The 15,273-nt window shown below is 41.7% G+C and carries 15 protein-coding genes and 1 pseudogene; 2 read left to right on the forward strand and 14 right to left on the reverse strand.

What is annotated here, in order from left to right:
- Positions 1-51: 51 nt before the first annotated feature.
- From msrB to QNK26_RS03755, 3 genes are all read right to left on the reverse strand, one after another.
- A complete protein-coding gene (gene msrB, locus QNK26_RS03745) occupies positions 52-345 on the reverse strand; it encodes a peptide-methionine (R)-S-oxide reductase (RefSeq protein ID WP_319220924.1) in 294 nt (97 codons plus the stop codon).
- A gap of 19 nt (positions 346-364) precedes the next feature.
- Positions 365-2,200, reverse strand: coding sequence for an ABC transporter ATP-binding protein (locus tag QNK26_RS03750; RefSeq protein WP_319220937.1), 1,836 nt, complete (start codon positions 2,198-2,200; stop codon positions 365-367).
- Positions 2,201-2,276: 76 nt separating this feature from the next.
- Positions 2,277-2,855: a VOC family protein gene (locus tag QNK26_RS03755; protein WP_319220925.1), complete on the reverse strand. Its 579-nt coding sequence runs from the start codon at positions 2,853-2,855 to the stop codon at positions 2,277-2,279.
- A gap of 206 nt (positions 2,856-3,061) precedes the next feature.
- Here QNK26_RS03755 and QNK26_RS03760 point away from each other — a divergent pair, with 206 nt between their 5' ends.
- Both QNK26_RS03760 and QNK26_RS03765 read left to right on the forward strand, forming a co-directional pair.
- Positions 3,062-3,364, forward strand: coding sequence for a DUF496 family protein (locus QNK26_RS03760; RefSeq protein WP_319220926.1), 303 nt, complete (start codon positions 3,062-3,064; stop codon positions 3,362-3,364).
- 266 nt (positions 3,365-3,630) lie between these two features.
- On the forward strand, positions 3,631-4,743 hold the full coding sequence (locus QNK26_RS03765; protein WP_413816345.1) for an MFS transporter: 1,113 nt from the start codon (positions 3,631-3,633) through the stop codon (positions 4,741-4,743).
- A 90-nt stretch (positions 4,744-4,833) separates the two neighbouring features.
- Here QNK26_RS03765 and QNK26_RS03770 read toward each other — a convergent pair whose 3' ends face one another.
- The 11 genes and pseudogenes from QNK26_RS03770 to QNK26_RS03820 form a co-directional block, all read right to left on the reverse strand.
- Positions 4,834-5,205 (reverse strand): hypothetical protein, encoded by a 372-nt coding sequence (locus QNK26_RS03770; protein WP_319220928.1) that lies wholly within the window; start codon positions 5,203-5,205, stop codon positions 4,834-4,836.
- A gap of 33 nt (positions 5,206-5,238) precedes the next feature.
- On the reverse strand, positions 5,239-6,090 hold the full coding sequence (locus tag QNK26_RS03775; RefSeq protein ID WP_319220929.1) for a Sir2 family NAD-dependent protein deacetylase: 852 nt from the start codon (positions 6,088-6,090) through the stop codon (positions 5,239-5,241).
- The gene (locus tag QNK26_RS03780) at positions 6,078-6,965 is read right to left on the reverse strand and encodes a protein-ADP-ribose hydrolase (RefSeq protein WP_319220930.1); all 888 of its coding nucleotides are present in this window, start codon (positions 6,963-6,965) and stop codon (positions 6,078-6,080) included. Before QNK26_RS03780 ends, QNK26_RS03775 begins: the two co-directional genes overlap by 13 nt.
- A 122-nt stretch (positions 6,966-7,087) precedes the next feature.
- Positions 7,088-7,951 carry a nuclear transport factor 2 family protein gene (locus QNK26_RS03785; RefSeq protein ID WP_319220931.1) on the reverse strand — a complete coding sequence of 288 codons (864 nt, stop codon included), beginning with the start codon at positions 7,949-7,951 and terminating at the stop codon, positions 7,088-7,090.
- Positions 7,952-8,035: 84 nt separating this feature from the next.
- Positions 8,036-8,911: a helix-turn-helix transcriptional regulator gene (locus tag QNK26_RS03790; protein ID WP_319220932.1), complete on the reverse strand. Its 876-nt coding sequence runs from the start codon at positions 8,909-8,911 to the stop codon at positions 8,036-8,038.
- A gap of 163 nt (positions 8,912-9,074) precedes the next feature.
- Positions 9,075-10,658: an ABC-F family ATPase gene (locus QNK26_RS03795; RefSeq protein WP_319220938.1), complete on the reverse strand. Its 1,584-nt coding sequence runs from the start codon at positions 10,656-10,658 to the stop codon at positions 9,075-9,077.
- Positions 10,659-10,922: 264 nt separating this feature from the next.
- Positions 10,923-11,567, reverse strand: coding sequence for a LysE family translocator (locus tag QNK26_RS03800; protein ID WP_319220933.1), 645 nt, complete (start codon positions 11,565-11,567; stop codon positions 10,923-10,925).
- Positions 11,568-11,786: 219 nt separating this feature from the next.
- Positions 11,787-12,689: a LysR family transcriptional regulator gene (locus tag QNK26_RS03805; RefSeq protein WP_319220934.1), complete on the reverse strand. Its 903-nt coding sequence runs from the start codon at positions 12,687-12,689 to the stop codon at positions 11,787-11,789.
- A gap of 150 nt (positions 12,690-12,839) precedes the next feature.
- Positions 12,840-13,553, reverse strand: coding sequence for a lactate utilization protein C (locus QNK26_RS03810; protein ID WP_319220935.1), 714 nt, complete (start codon positions 13,551-13,553; stop codon positions 12,840-12,842).
- A gap of 2 nt (positions 13,554-13,555) precedes the next feature.
- Positions 13,556-15,055 (reverse strand): LutB/LldF family L-lactate oxidation iron-sulfur protein, encoded by a 1,500-nt coding sequence (locus QNK26_RS03815; protein WP_319220936.1) that lies wholly within the window; start codon positions 15,053-15,055, stop codon positions 13,556-13,558.
- A 1-nt stretch (position 15,056) separates the two neighbouring features.
- Positions 15,057-15,273: pseudogene (locus QNK26_RS03820) on the reverse strand ((Fe-S)-binding protein); the annotation flags it as partial.

Genomic DNA, 15,273 nt, shown 5'->3' on the forward strand with positions numbered 1-15,273 from the left:
CCCTAAATGCGCGTCGCAGTGACTGCAAGTCACTTCGATACGTTGCATCGCTCAGCTGTTGTCTTCATTATATACCACCGCGCCGTCGTTGATTTCTTTATCAAAACTTGGCCAACCGCAACCGGAATTAAATTTACTATCACTAGTAAACAATTCACTACCGCAGCATTTACACTTGTATACACCCACATCATTATTATTAAGCAATGTGCCAGTATATGGATGTTCCGTACCTTTTTTACGGCACACGTGAAACTCTTCATCGGTTAATTGTGTTTGCCACTCGGCATCTGTTTTGGTCATGTCTTTTTTCATACTATCTTTGCCCATACTCTTATTTTCCATAATCTGCTTTCCCTCACGGTTAATGAGTTGATTGCAAGCGGCCGTACAACGTTTGATAAAGCCCTTCAACCTGTAGTAATTCATGATGTTGTCCTGACTGGCTAATTTCGCCATCATCGAGCACATAGATCAAATCAGCCTGCTTAATCGCACTGAGTCTATGCGCAATAATTAATGTGGTTCTGTCTTGTAAAAACTCGCTCAAGTTATGGTGCAAACGACTTTCGGTTTCAGTATCTAATGCTGATGTCGCTTCGTCAAATACTACCATTTGTGGTTTACTTAATACCATTCTAGCAATTGCTAAACGCTGGCGTTGCCCACCAGAAAGACGTACGCCATTACGTCCGACTAAGGTATCTAATCCATGACCGAGTTGTTGAATTGTGTCTGCCATTTCGGCAACTTGCAATGCCTGCCACAGTTCATCATCGTTAAATTGATGACCCATAGATAAATTCTCTCGAATCGAAGTATTAAACAAGATAGGCTGTTGTAATACCGTAGCAATGTTCTCACGTACTTTATTATAACCAATCTGGTTTAGCGGTACATCGTTAATTAAAATTTCGCCTTGCTGTTTCTCATATAAACCCAATAACAGCTGCACCAGTGTTGATTTACCACCGCCACTGACAGCAACGATTGCCACTTTTTTGCCTTTAGGGATCACTAAGTTTACATTCCGAATCACTTTGTTTTCAGTGTTATAAGCAAAACAAATATCTTTAAATTCAACACTCACCCCGTCATGATTGGTAAAGGGATCAATAACACACGGGTATTGTGGTTCCTGCGTTAACTCAAATACGCCGTTTAATCGTTTCAGTGCCGCAGAGGCCGCAAAGTAAGTATATTGAATGCTCAATAGCTCTTGTACTGGCCCCATCATAAACCACAGATAACCAAATACCGCAAAGATCTGACCGATAGTAAGATCTGCAAACACCACCATCAACATAGCGATAGCCCGAAACACTTCAAAACCAATTAAGAAGATGGTGAAGCTTAACCGGTTAACGGCATCGGTTTTCCATTGTGATTGGATAGCGCTATGACGTAATTCACTGGCGGCATCAACAACACGGCTAAAGTATTGCTTTTCACGCTGTGCGGTACGTAATTGTTGGATCGCATCTAAGGTATCAATCAGTGATTCTTGAAAGGCTTCAAACGCGGCATTTTCACGGGTCTTTAAATTTTTAACCCGTTTACCAAACGAACGAGAAAAATAGATCACCGCCGGATTAAGCAATAAGATAATCAAACCCAATTGCCAATCAATCCATAATAAAATAGCTGCCGTTCCAATAATGGTCAACATACTAACCAAAAACTTAGATAAGGTTTCCGCTAAGAATTTATCGATGGTTTCAACATCGGTAATACAGCGAGAGCTAATGCCGCCCGAGCCTTGGGTTTCATATTCAGTCAAGGATACCAACGGTAAATGCTGCATCAATTGATTGCGAATATAGAAGCTTAAATTCTTACCTATGATGGTAAATTGTCGTGCTTGCCATACTGACAAGACTAAGCTCGATAGACGTAAGCACACCACTAAACCAAGAATGGCTAAAACGTATAGTTGTGGTCCCCACCATGACTCTGGAAACAGATTTTGCATCGCTTGCACTGCTGCGCCCGGTTTATCTAACAACACTTCATCCACCAGCAACGGCATCATCAAGGGGATCGGCACACTGACTAACGTGGCAAACACCGCAATGATATGCGCTGTGATTAATGGTTTCTTTTGGCGTAATACCCGCGCACGGATCAGCGACCAGCTAATTCGATTACCTTGGTGCGCAGACTGAGAGTCTTGCTGAGAGTGGGTATTTGTTTTTTCCATGGTATTTGTTTTTATCATAATGTATATAAAACCACGTCTACTTTAACTTATTAAGAATGATTATCAATTACAGCTATTATGCCGTAGATTCACTGGCAACCACAGCTTTAATACCGGCACTGTGTACCTTAATGCAGATATCGCCTTGTTTAAAAGCGATCGTCGGATTGGCTAATGTCTCGCCTGCAGCCTGTGGTGCCGAGCGTTTAATTTTAATACTGCTATCATTGCTTAATACTGTATCAATATGAGGATTAATTACCCGTAATGCTTGCTCTAGCTCGTCCATATTAGTTGCATTACCCGGTAATACTAACTCGATATGTTCCCAGCCTTGTTGTGGATAATGCTTGGCTGGAAACGGTAGTTCAATACACTCAATTTGCCAATGCCCTAACGTTAATGGCTCGGCTAATACAATGATATAAATCGGTCGGCCATTGATGATGCTGTCAGAGATGACTTCACCACGCAGTTTAAATTCCGCCAATAGTGACTCTGCAATGGCAATATCGTTGACGCGTAATGCCACATGATCACACCAGATTGTGTGCTTGTTTACATCTGATTGAGTGGCTAAGCCAAGCTGTTGTGAGAATGCTAAAATTGCCTTAGAGAATGCTGACCACTGTTGGCTTAGATCTTGATATTGCATGATAATTCCTTCGATATGTTAGCTAGTAATGATAGCACAAGCCGCGTTTTTACTGGGTGGTTTATAAAATAACCATTTTTGATTGAGTGCAAAAAATTGAAATTTACCGCTAGCAAGCTAAAAAACACAGAGCTTTTAGGCTATTATCCTGTTAAATTAAAGACGATTTCTTTTAATAACTTTTCATAAGATAATAGGGTGTACTAATGAATAACGCTTTTGATGCAGTTAAAAACTCTCGCCGTAAAAATAAACTAAAACGTGAGATCCACGACAACGATAAAAAGATCCGCGATAACCAAAAACGTGTTGATCTGCTTGATAACCTACTTGACTATCTGACTCCAGAGCTGACTCAAGCAGAGATTGTTGAAATTATCGCAAACATGAAATCAGATTATGAAGATCGTGTTGATGACCATATCATTAATGGTGCTGAGTTATCTAAAGAACGCCGTGAAATTAGTAAAAAAATTAAAGCGATCACCAAGGTTGAAAACCAAAAGTAATAAAGAAATCGAACGCTATACCCCTACATGATAATCCGCGCCCTAAATAAATCATAATAAGCGGATATCAGCATTGAGATAAGCACCGGATACACAAGCTAACTTGCTCGGTTTGGTGCTTTATCTTAATACCCTCGTACTTTAACGCGTAACAATGCTAATCTAACGATCCCCTTGTCAATTAGCCGTCTATAACCATGAAATCATTGCCTAAATCACTCTCTAAAGAGAGTCCGTTCGTATTTCTTGCCCTAGCGGGTATTGTCATGTCGATGACCTTTTCAGCATGGAATGCGCTACTGAATAATTTTGCTATCGAGAATGCGGCATTTACCGGCGCTGAGATAGGCACATTACAATCAATACGTGAGATCCCGGGCTTACTGGCCTTTACCGCAGCATTTGTATTACTGGTATTAACCGAACAAGTATTTGCTATTATTTCGTTAGCCTTGCTGTGCATTGGGGTTGCCCTGACTGGTTTTTTCCCATCTGTGTATGGCTTGTATGCCACCACAGTGTTGATGTCGATAGGTTTCCATTACTACGAAACTATCAATCAATCATTAAGCCTGCAATGGTTTAGTAAAGCCGAAGCCCCTGCGCTACTCGGCCGTCTATTAGCGATTAAATCTTTTGCCGCCCTGTTTACCTTTGCCGCTATCTGGTTAGCATTCACTGTGTTCGAGGCTGACTACATTACCATATATGTGACGTGTGGACTGGTTGGATTAGCGATCACGGCATGGTTAGCCACCCATAAACCCGATGTCAGTCATGCCCATGTGCAACATAAGAAACTGATCTTACGTAAGCGTTATAGCTTGTATTATTTATTGACGTTTTTATCCGGGGCGCGCAGACAAATATTCGTGGTATTCGCAGGTTTCTTGATGGTCGAAAAATTCGGTTATGGGGTTGCTGAGATCACCGCTTTATTCATGCTTAACCATGTTATCAACCTGTATCTAGGCCCTAAGATCGGCGCATGGATTGGCCGTGTCGGTGAGCGCCGCGCATTAACAATTGAATACACTGGCCTTATCTTGGTATTTGTTGGTTATGCTTTGGTTGAATCAGCTGAATGGGCTGCTGTGTTATATATTATTGACCACCTGTTCTTTGCCATGGCAATAGCCCTAAAAACCTATTTCCAAAAAATTGCTGACCCGAAAGATATTGCCGGTAGTATGGGCGTGAGTTTCTCGATTAATCATATTGCGGCGGTGGTTATTCCGGTAATGTTCGGCATGGTCTGGTTATATGATCCATCATTGGTGTTTTATGCAGGCGCTGCGATTGCCTGTTTATCATTAATCCTCAGTCGCTTTGTACCAGTTAATTATGCCTATCAGCAAGCGGATAATAAAACGGTTTAATAAAATTAAATCACTATTAGCTCAGATTACAGAGACAAAAAAGGCCATCACATTATTTGATGGCCTTAGGCTCCAAGTACGACTTAAAGGTTATTTAAACGTTCGTGAATAACGCTTCATCACCATAGTCGAACCGTCAATGTTATCGACAAATTTTTGCGCTGCAGGGGCTCTCATGAAAGAAGCCATAGATGCCTCAGCATCTTGCGTCGATTGCCAGTGAACGATCACTAGCCACTCGCCATTTTCTCCCGCCGCTGATTCTCGTGATATAAATCCGGGCTGTTTAGCCACATGCTGATCTTCAACCGCTTTATCAATGGGCGCAAACTCACTATAAGAGACACCCTCTTTCAATTTCAGAGTTACCACTTCAATCACTCCAGAGTCTGCTGCAAAAGCACTCGACAGTGTTGCTAACATAACTAATAATGCTAGAGATAATTTTTTTAAATAACGCATAATTAATACTTCCTTTACTCGTGAATGATATTACTAACTTAATTCTTTAATAAACGACTTAATATCCCCCTCTATCGAGATACTCTTATGGGCTATTTGTTCAGGGACTTCAGCATGGTCCATATTGACTCTGATCAATGTCGAATTAGGTAACATCGTGGTTAAATTCTCCATCGGCATACGGATCACTGTCGGGGTATTATAACCAGCGCCCATTTCCAGTATGACGATCTTCTTGTCACGATTGGTTTCCAACCAGCTCATCATCCGTTGATATTCACCTTCGTACGGTTCTTCAATAAAAGAACCATCAATACGAACATTAACAAACATAGTGCCGCCACAATTAGGGCAGCGGGGTACAGCAGCTTTGTTGTTTAAAACCTGTGTTTCAGGATCTAACGCTTTTTGCATGTTGTCAAAAAATGGTTGAATATCCCAGACTTGATTAGAACAAGGTTGGGTACACTGGATCTTGCCATAACTGCCTTGTGGACTGTAGATATTAGCCCTATCAAAGCCATTTTTATGAAACATCTCATCGACATTAGAAGTCATCACAAAATAATCTTTTTCACCAACCAGATTTCTTAACTGCTGATACAAAGCATTGCTCTTTTGTTGGTAGTATACGTAGTCCAAATGCACGGTGTAATAACCCCACTGCTCAACTTGAGTCCAGTACGGGTAACCCATAAGCTGATACTGCATGGTGAACCCTTTCTTCACCCAGCCAGGAAAAATGTTAGCAAACACCTTGGTATCGGTATAATTAATGCCTGCCGCCGCAGTCAAACCGGCACCAGCACCGATTATTACTGCATCAGCGGATGCAATCAGTTCAGCACATTGTTTAAGTACCGATGAGTGCATTAGATTCGACATAACATCTCCTCAATAAAAAGTTGGTAGCAGCGGTAGTCGCGATCAGAAAAAACATTAAACACGATATACTCAAGCTGATCCGGATTGCTTTTCAGCCACTCACAAACGGTGGTGACAGCAGTATCAGTCGCCTCTTCTATTGGGTAACCAAATACCCCAGTTGAAATTGAGCAAACCGCAAGACTGCGAATTTGTTCAACCTGTGCGCATACTTGCAAACAACTTTGATAACTATTGGCTAATCCTTGATGATGAGCCTTGGTAAGCTCACCTTGCACTATCGGTCCAACGGTGTGGATGACAAACTTAGCAGGTAAGTTGTAAGCGCGGGTAACCTTTGCGCAACCAGTGGCTTCTAGCGTATTTTGTTTTTGCATTATGGTATTGCAATCATCTCTAAGCTGAACACCGGCTTTAGAATGGATCGCATTATCTATACATTCATGCAATGGCTGAAAACAACCTAGCAGCTGGCTGTTGGCCGCATTCACGATTGCATCTATTTTTAAGCTAGTTATGTCCCCCCGCCAAAGCACCACTTTAGTATTGTTGATGCTGAAAAATGGTTGTTGTGCGAGAAGATCTCCAGCAACCGGTTCACTTTCATTCAGCTCTGCTTGCAGTAGCTGGTTTAAGTGATCAGTTCCCTTTTCAGATAAAGTATGTGGTGCTAACGCATTAAGAGCCGCACGCAGAAGCTGCCTTTTCTGTGAATATCCATTTGCTTGAGTCACTCCAAACTGACTAATAACAGCTTCAAGTTCAGCTAAAAGTAGATCGACAATATCTTCTTTTACAGCTGGATTGAGTACAGGTTTATGAGCGATATAAGGTTCAAACAAAGCAATTTCGTTTTGATATTGATTAATATTCACAAGACCTCCTAGTAATAGAAGCAACAAGAGAGTGCGATGGTGAGCGAAACAAACCGTGGGGCACTGACTACCACGGTTAGTAGAGAACTAATTTAGTTTATTTGCTAGATAACCAATTTAGTTTAGAAACCAAATTTACCGTTATTATTTTTCCAGGTATCTTTCGCAGGAATGGCTTCGATAACATCCCAGTGCTCTACAATTTTATTGTTTTCTACGCGGAATAGGTCGTAGAAAGCAACGGCTTCACCAGCAAAACTGCCCTCACTGATACTCAGTACAAAGTTACCTTCACCTAAGACGATATGGTTTTGGTTATAAACCATCTTAACGCCTTGTTGTGCCATTGCTTCTAATGCTTTGCCTAAACCTGAGAGGCCATCTGCAATCGCTGAGTTGTGCTGCAGGTAATTAGCGTCACCGTCATCAATAAAACGCCCCAATTGGGCAAAATCACCTTTAACAAGAATAGTGTCAACAAAGTCGCCAACTAATGCTTTGTTGCCGTCTGTCTTATCTAAATCGCGCACTTCTGTTGGGCCATCTAGCTGAGTTCGACCACTTGGATTGGCAGGGGTTATCACAGCTAAATTATCCCAATGCTCAACGATCAAACCATCTTCAAAACGAAATACATCAAAACCAACTTTAGGGCCAAAGAAGTTATAATCAGTATGGGTAAATACATAATCACCATCTTGGTAAGCACGTTTTACATCAACCTTAGCACTACCTTCAGGCAGCGCTTGAAGAACCGCACCAAAACCAGCAAGACCGTCGCCAACAGCCAGGTTATGTTGGGTATACTTGTCAGGATTAACATAAGCAACAGCCTGCTGATCACCAGTCTCAATGCTGGTAAGAAGCGCAACCGCTTTGTCTTTATTTGATAGACTCATTGTTTTTCCCTCAGTTGTAACTTGACTTGTACATGCAGTAGTGACTAAAACCGTCGTCGCTAAAATAGCTAAAATACCTTTTTTCATCATTTACCCCTTCTGTTGGTGTAATAACATATTAGTAGATAAAGTCCGACAGCACATGGTCAAAACAAGTGGGAAAATGGTCAATTACGAACCTTGAAATTGTTTCTGAAAACGAGATGGCGTGATCAGGGTATGTTTTTTAAAATACTTCACAAAATTACTGGCATCCTCAAATCCCAATTCATAAGCAAGCTGTTGAGTTGGCGTACCATCCAAAACCAAGCGTCTTTTCGCTTCTAAAATAGTGTAAGCATCGATAAGTTGCTTGGCGGTTTGATTGGTCGCTAATTTACAGATCTGATTTAAGGTTTTGTAGGTCGTATGGAGCTGCTCTGCATAATAACTCGCATCTCGGCAGCGGTGGAAGTTGGCATCAAGCAGCGTCACAAAGTCATTGAATTTAGTTAGCTGATTATTATTTAATTTATCATGGTGATTGTCAGGCATAACTCGGCGCAACATCAACGCCAGTGAAGAAAACAGCAACATGACAATAAGATCATTAGACTGCTGGTGCACCAGCTCTTTGTTAAGCTCATCCAGCAGTTTTTCACTACTGCTCATGGTTGCTGCATCAGGAATGAAAACTGGCTGATAGGCGTACTCAAGATGCGTAGGGGTAAACTCTGGCAACCTCATATTCGTTAGTGCTTGATCGATAAATGCTTGTGTAAACAGCAGTAGTTTACCTTGCGGTTTATCGCTAAAATCAAACGCATGCACTTGGTTTTTTTGGATAAATATAAACGCACCAGATTGATAAGGGTAATTAACAAAATCAATTAAATGAGCGCCCTGACCTTCTTCGATATGGATAATCTGATGAAAATCAACTCGGTGTGGTAACGCCGGATTATGAGTGAGGTTATCTTTGCCTTGATAGAGTTTTTCTAAATCAATCACTTCAATTTCGCAGTTTGCCGCTTTAGCATGGTTAAAGCCGACTTCAGGGATTTTCATATCGCAGCACAGTTCCTATCGTATTCTGATTTTATTGCAAAGCATTAGATTAGCCCATTTATAAAATTTCAGATACAAAAAAGGCCATCACATTATGTGATGGCCTTTTTATTTACAAACGATAGACACTAAACCAAACAACGAATTGCTCGGTTAATGGTTATTATTTGCTTGCGATATATTCTTCGTAAGTACCGTCGAAATCAACGATGCCGTTTGGCGTGATATCCCAGATACGTGTTGCAACTGTAGATACAAACTCACGGTCATGAGAGATGAACAGTAATGTACCTTCATATTTCTCAAGAGACATGTTCAATGATTCAATTGATTCCATATCCATGTGGTTAGTTGGTTCATCCATTAATAATACGTTTGGTTTTTGCATCATTAATTTACCGTAAAGCATACGGCCTTTTTCACCACCAGATAGTACACTTACTTTCTTGCTAATGTCATCATTAGAGAACAGTAAACGACCTAGGTAACCACGAACTGTTTGATCGTCATCGCCTTTTTCTTTCCACTGGTTCATCCACTCCATTAGCGTTAGATCTTCTTCGAAGTATGATTCGTGATCCTGTGCATAATAAGCGATGTTTACGTTTTCAGACCATTTGTACTCACCCGCATCTGGAGTAAGTTCGTCTGCTAACATACGCATTAATGTCGTTTTACCAACACCATTAGTACCGATAATTGCGATACGCTCACCAACTTCAACCATAGCTTTGAAGTTAGAGAATAATGGACCTTCATCAAAGCCTTTTGTTAAACCTTGAATTTCTAATGCGTTACGGTAAAGCTGTTTAGCTTGCTCAAAACGAATGAATGGCGTTTGACGGCTAGATACTTTAACTTCATCAAGCTCAATTTTATCAAGACGTTTAGCACGTGATGATGCTTGTTTTGCTTTCGATGCGTTTGCAGAGAAACGTGCAACGAATGCTTTAAGCTCGGTAATTTGCGCTTCTTTTTTCGAGTTGCTTGTTAGTAGTTGCTCACGTGCTAATGCAGAAGCAAACATGTAATCATCATAGTTACCTGGGTAAACGCGTAGTTCACCGAAATCAAGATCAGCCATGTGAGTACAAACACTGTTTAAGAAATGACGATCATGCGAGATGATTACCATTGTACTTTGACGTGCGTTTAGTGTTTCTTCTAACCAGTCAATCGTTGCGATATCCAAGTTATTCGTTGGTTCGTCAAGTAGTAAGATATCTGGATCAGAGAATAGTGCTTGTGCTAGTAGTACACGTAGTTTCCAACCAGGAGCAACTTCGCTCATTAGGCCGTAATGTAATTCTACTGGGATACCAACACCGATTAGTAGTTCACCAGCACGAGATTCAGCTGTGTAGCCGTCCATCTCTGCAAATTCACTTTCTAAATCGCCAACACGCATACCGTCTGCTTCAGACATATCAGGGTTAGCATAAATTGCGTCACGCTCTTCTTTCACTGTCCACATTTCTGCGTGGCCCATGATCACAGTATCAATTACCGTGTTAGTTTCGAATGCGAATTGATCCTGACGTAATTTACCTAGACGTTCGTTTTCATCAAGCTTCACGTTACCAGAGCTTTGATCTAAATCGCCACCAAGAATTTTCATGAATGTTGATTTACCACAGCCGTTAGCACCGATTAAACCGTAACGGTTACCGCCACCGAACTTAACTGAGATATTTTCGAAAAGTGGCTTGGCACCGAACTGCATTGTAATATTTGCTGTGCTAATGATAGGGAACGCTCCTGTCCAAAAAATGGACTAAAATATAGATTACTGAATTTTAAGTTGGCGGAGTATAGCACCTAATGTGATGTAAATCACGTAGTCTGCTTGGTAAAAAGAAGTGAATAACAGGAAATATTACTTTGAGGTTTATTTCGTGGGCTAAGTGACTGCATCCGTGCAATCTCGCGGGTCTATTTAAACCGTTTATACATTACTATTTATACAATTAATTTATACGATCAATGTATGCCGTTAGTTCATGTAATTAATCTAAGCAACAGCCGCAGGTACTTGCGAAAATAGCAACCATGCACCAAGTAATACAAATACCGAGCCCATGATCTTATGCTGATAAATGTGGAAGCGTTCATTGGTTAATAATGATTTACCTAAGGTACCGACCGTGACCACTAACAGTATGTTAAACAGTAAACCTAACACGTTAAGCAGTAAGCCCAGTGCTAGCATTTGCTGGCCAGATGAAGTTTCAATATTTGATGAGACAAACTGGGGTAAAAACAACACAAAGAACAATAACGCTTTTGGATTTAATAGATTACTGAATACCGCTTTACGATACAACGAACGCGCCATTTTACTGGTTTGATTGACTTCAGGCGCCACAACCGAGCTCGTACGTAAACAATCCCAACCCATTTTTAATAAATACAGTCCACCCAGAAAATGCAGCGCTTTAAGGGCTATCGGGCTCATGGCGATCATCGCAGAAACACCCATCGCCGCTAATAACGTCAAGATAATACCTGATGTTGCATTACCTAAGCTGGCAAATAATCCCACCTTACGACCATAACTTAAGCTTGAACTAGCAATCAATAACATGTCAGGACCAGGGATAAGCAATAACGCCACAACAGCAGTTAAATAGACGGGTAAAATAGAGAAATCAATCATGAAGGGTTCGCATTACAAAAAAAGAAACTGGATTGTAATACAACTGGCAATATTTTCACCTACTTTTTAAGTCATAGGTGAAATCAATAACCGAAAGGTTAGTAGCTATTAATAGATCGCGCTAGATGGATGGCGTTCTAACGCATTAATGACCGTGTTTAACGGCTATTTAATAACCCATCATTTAAATACGTGATAATGTGCTAATAACGGAAACAGCTAAAAGTTCTCTTTCATTTCCAGATAACAAGCGCGGATATGTTCAATCAATAACTGCACTTTTTTCGCCGGTTTGCGGGTATACGGATACACGGCATAAATGCCGATCACCTTCGCTGTTTGTTGTGATAAGACTTCCACCAGCTTGCCGCTATCGAGTTCGTTATAAACCAAACACTTGGGTAAATAAGCCAGTCCCTTGCCTGCGAGTGCCGCTTGTTTTAACGCCACCGCATTGTTGGAACTAAAGTTACCTGATACTTTTACACTGTAAGGCGCGTCATCATGGGTGAATAACCAATTAAATGCGCCGCTAGTTTGGCAGGTATAACCTAAGCAATTATACGGCACGAGTTGTTCAGGGAATTGTGGTTCGCCTTGCTGTGCTAAATACTCAGGGCTGGCGCAGATCATCCAACGCGAGTTAAAGATATGGCGAGCAATCAAACTGGAATCTTCTAAATGACCAGTACGGATCACCAAGTCATAACCGTCAGCGACTAAATCGACAAAGTCATTGTTCATCGACATATCCACGGTTAACCCCGGATGCTTTTCACAAAACTCAGCCACCGCCCTTGCCAATAAAAGCTCACCCGAGATAGTGGGCACTGACATTTTAATGTGACCCGCTAAGGTTTCACTGTAACTGGTGACGGTATCAAAGGCATTTTTGGCGGTTTGGGCGATACCCTTGGCGCGATAAAACAACATTTCACCGGCTTCAGTTAATGTCAGCTTACGGGTGGTCCGAAAGATTAACTGCACGCCTAAATCTTCTTCTAATCGGCTGATACGTTTACTCACCACAGACTTAGTGACCTTGTTCGCTTGTGCAACCTTGCTAAACGAACCTTGTTCTATCACTTGGGTAAATAACACTAAATCATCAATTTGCGGCATGCAGTTCTCGGCTTACTAGAAAGAAAGGGATGTTATAATTATACACGTAAACAACGACAGATAACGAGATCCAATAACAATGCCAGTTATAGGCTAATGGCTCTCGTTTCTGCTTCACTTATGCATTAACTTATGCATTAACTTATATAGTTACATATCAGCAATCACGACATATGCGGCATGAATTGGACCATGTACACCAACCACCTTGATTAACTCGATATCAGCTGTTGAACTAGGTCCTGAGATAAAGTTAACACAAGACGGTAAACGCTCACCAGCTTGGGCTTTATCATGCAGCACTTTCGCAGCTTGGGTAATACGCGGCACAATTTGGCTTTGTGGTACCAAGAATACCGATGTTTCTGGTAATAGACTGACCGAACGACCATGAGATGCAGCGCTGTGCAATACCATGGTGCCCGACTCTGCTAACGCTTGCTCAGCAAACACAATTCCGACTTTGGCTTGCTCTGCTTGTTTGATATTAACGGCACTGGCTTGGTCAACATCCCAAGTATAGACATCGTCAAACTGCCGTTTTAAGCTGCTTGCAACATCTAACTTAGCCAAGCGATTATCACCTGACACGACAATTTTACCAGCGCCAAAGCCATTACAAATACTGCTTAAGGTTTCATGCAACTCAGCTTTAGTGCAGCTTACACCTAACGAACCTAAGTTAGTTTTGGTGAATTCTAAAAACACATCAGCAAGCTGTTGCTGACTAAATCCCGCCATCACATCATGGTGCGGGTTATGCGGCAATGGTGGACGTTCAACACCTTGAGTATTAAGCTCGCGACCCAGTTTAGCGGCCAATGAACCCAGAAAGCTATCGCGGTTATGTATCTTACCTTGCATGATTATTTCTCAACCTTGTTAGAGTTAGGGTTAGGGTTAACGATACCTGTGACAGCAGCCTGACCTTGCTTTTTACCAGTACCTACATCAGCGGTATCACGGTTCGCAAACCAACTGCGGAATGACTCACCATCAGGTTGTGGTAGGTCGCGGGCTTCAGTCCACTCCGCAACTGCGCCAACATTAATCGGTAACTTGCCATTTTTAATCACTTTAGGCGCCACTTTGCCGCCAATCTTCATGCTCATGTTCCACAATTTAGGACTGGAGTTGAGGTAGTTAAATGCCGAAACCGTCAAGCGTTCCGCTAATGGCGTGATCTTTTTAATCACCATTTTTTCACGGTGTTTTAATAACAAATCTGATAGTGGGATCTTAACCGGACAAACGTCATTACACGCTTGGCATAACGAACAGGCATACGGTAAGTCTTGGAAATCATCATAGCCACCTAATAATGGTGACAATACCGCACCAATCGGACCTGAGTAGATAGAACCGTAAGACTGACCACCGATGTGGCGATAAGCAGGACAAGTATTCACGCAGGCGGCGCAACGGATACAACGTAAAATGTCTTTAAATTCTGACGCTAAAATATCGGAGCGACCATTATCTAAGATCACTAAATGGAACTCTTCAGCGCCATCCATATCATTGGCTTCTCGCGGACCGGTAATAGCGGTAACATAACCCGTTAATGGCAAACCAACCGCACTGCGACATAACAAACTGACCATAATATCGAGCTCTTCGAATGTCGGCACGATACGCTCCATGCCCATTACCGCGATGTGCGTTTTCGGTAATGAGGTGGCTAATCGGGCGTTACCTTCATTGGTCACTAAGCTGATTGAACCGGACTCGGCAACCGCAAAGTTACAGCCGGTAATACCAATATCGGCTTCGACAAAATCATGGCGAATATGTTCACGGACAAAACGGGTCATCTCTTCGGGATCAGAACTGCCTTGATAACCAATCTTGTCTTCAAATACGCCACGGATCTGTTCGCGGTTTTTGTGTAGTGCTGGCACCACAATATGTGACGGTGGATCGCAGTCATCGACTTGTAAAATGTATTCACCTAAATCGGTTTCAATCACCTCGCAGTTATTACGTTGAATAACGGCGTTCAAACCAATTTCTTCGGTCACCATGGATTTAGATTTAACGACTTTTTTAGCGTCTTTTTGTTTGATTATATTTTCAATATAGTCAGTGGCCTCTTGCGCTGTTTGTGCAAAAAACACATGGCCACCGGTCTTTTGTACATTTTCACTTAACTGATGTAAGTAATAATCAAGGTTGTCTAATACATGGTTACGGATCGCCATGCCGTTGTCACGCCACTCATCCCAGTTACCAAGTTTATCGGCCGCTAATTGACGATTGGTAAACATACGCTCTTGGGCATTGGCTACCGATTTACGCATAAATCCATCTTGCATTTGATCTTTAATTCGCTGCTTAAAGATCACATCACTGGTTTTCATCGACATGTTAGTTAACCTCCACGGTAAGGCTATCATTATTGGTAATCGTTGACTGGCTCAGATCATCAACAATGTTGCTCATTAGCACATCCACAATATGTAGCACTTTTACTGTTTTACCTTCACGCGATAAACGTCCGGCGATGTTCATTAGACAACTCACATCTGCACCGATTAAGTAATCAGGCGTAACCGCATTAATGTTAGTGGCTTTCTCTTTGACC

It is taken from the genome of Moritella sp., assembly GCF_033791185.1.
In the GTDB taxonomy this organism is placed as follows: Bacteria; Pseudomonadota; Gammaproteobacteria; order Enterobacterales; family Moritellaceae; genus Moritella.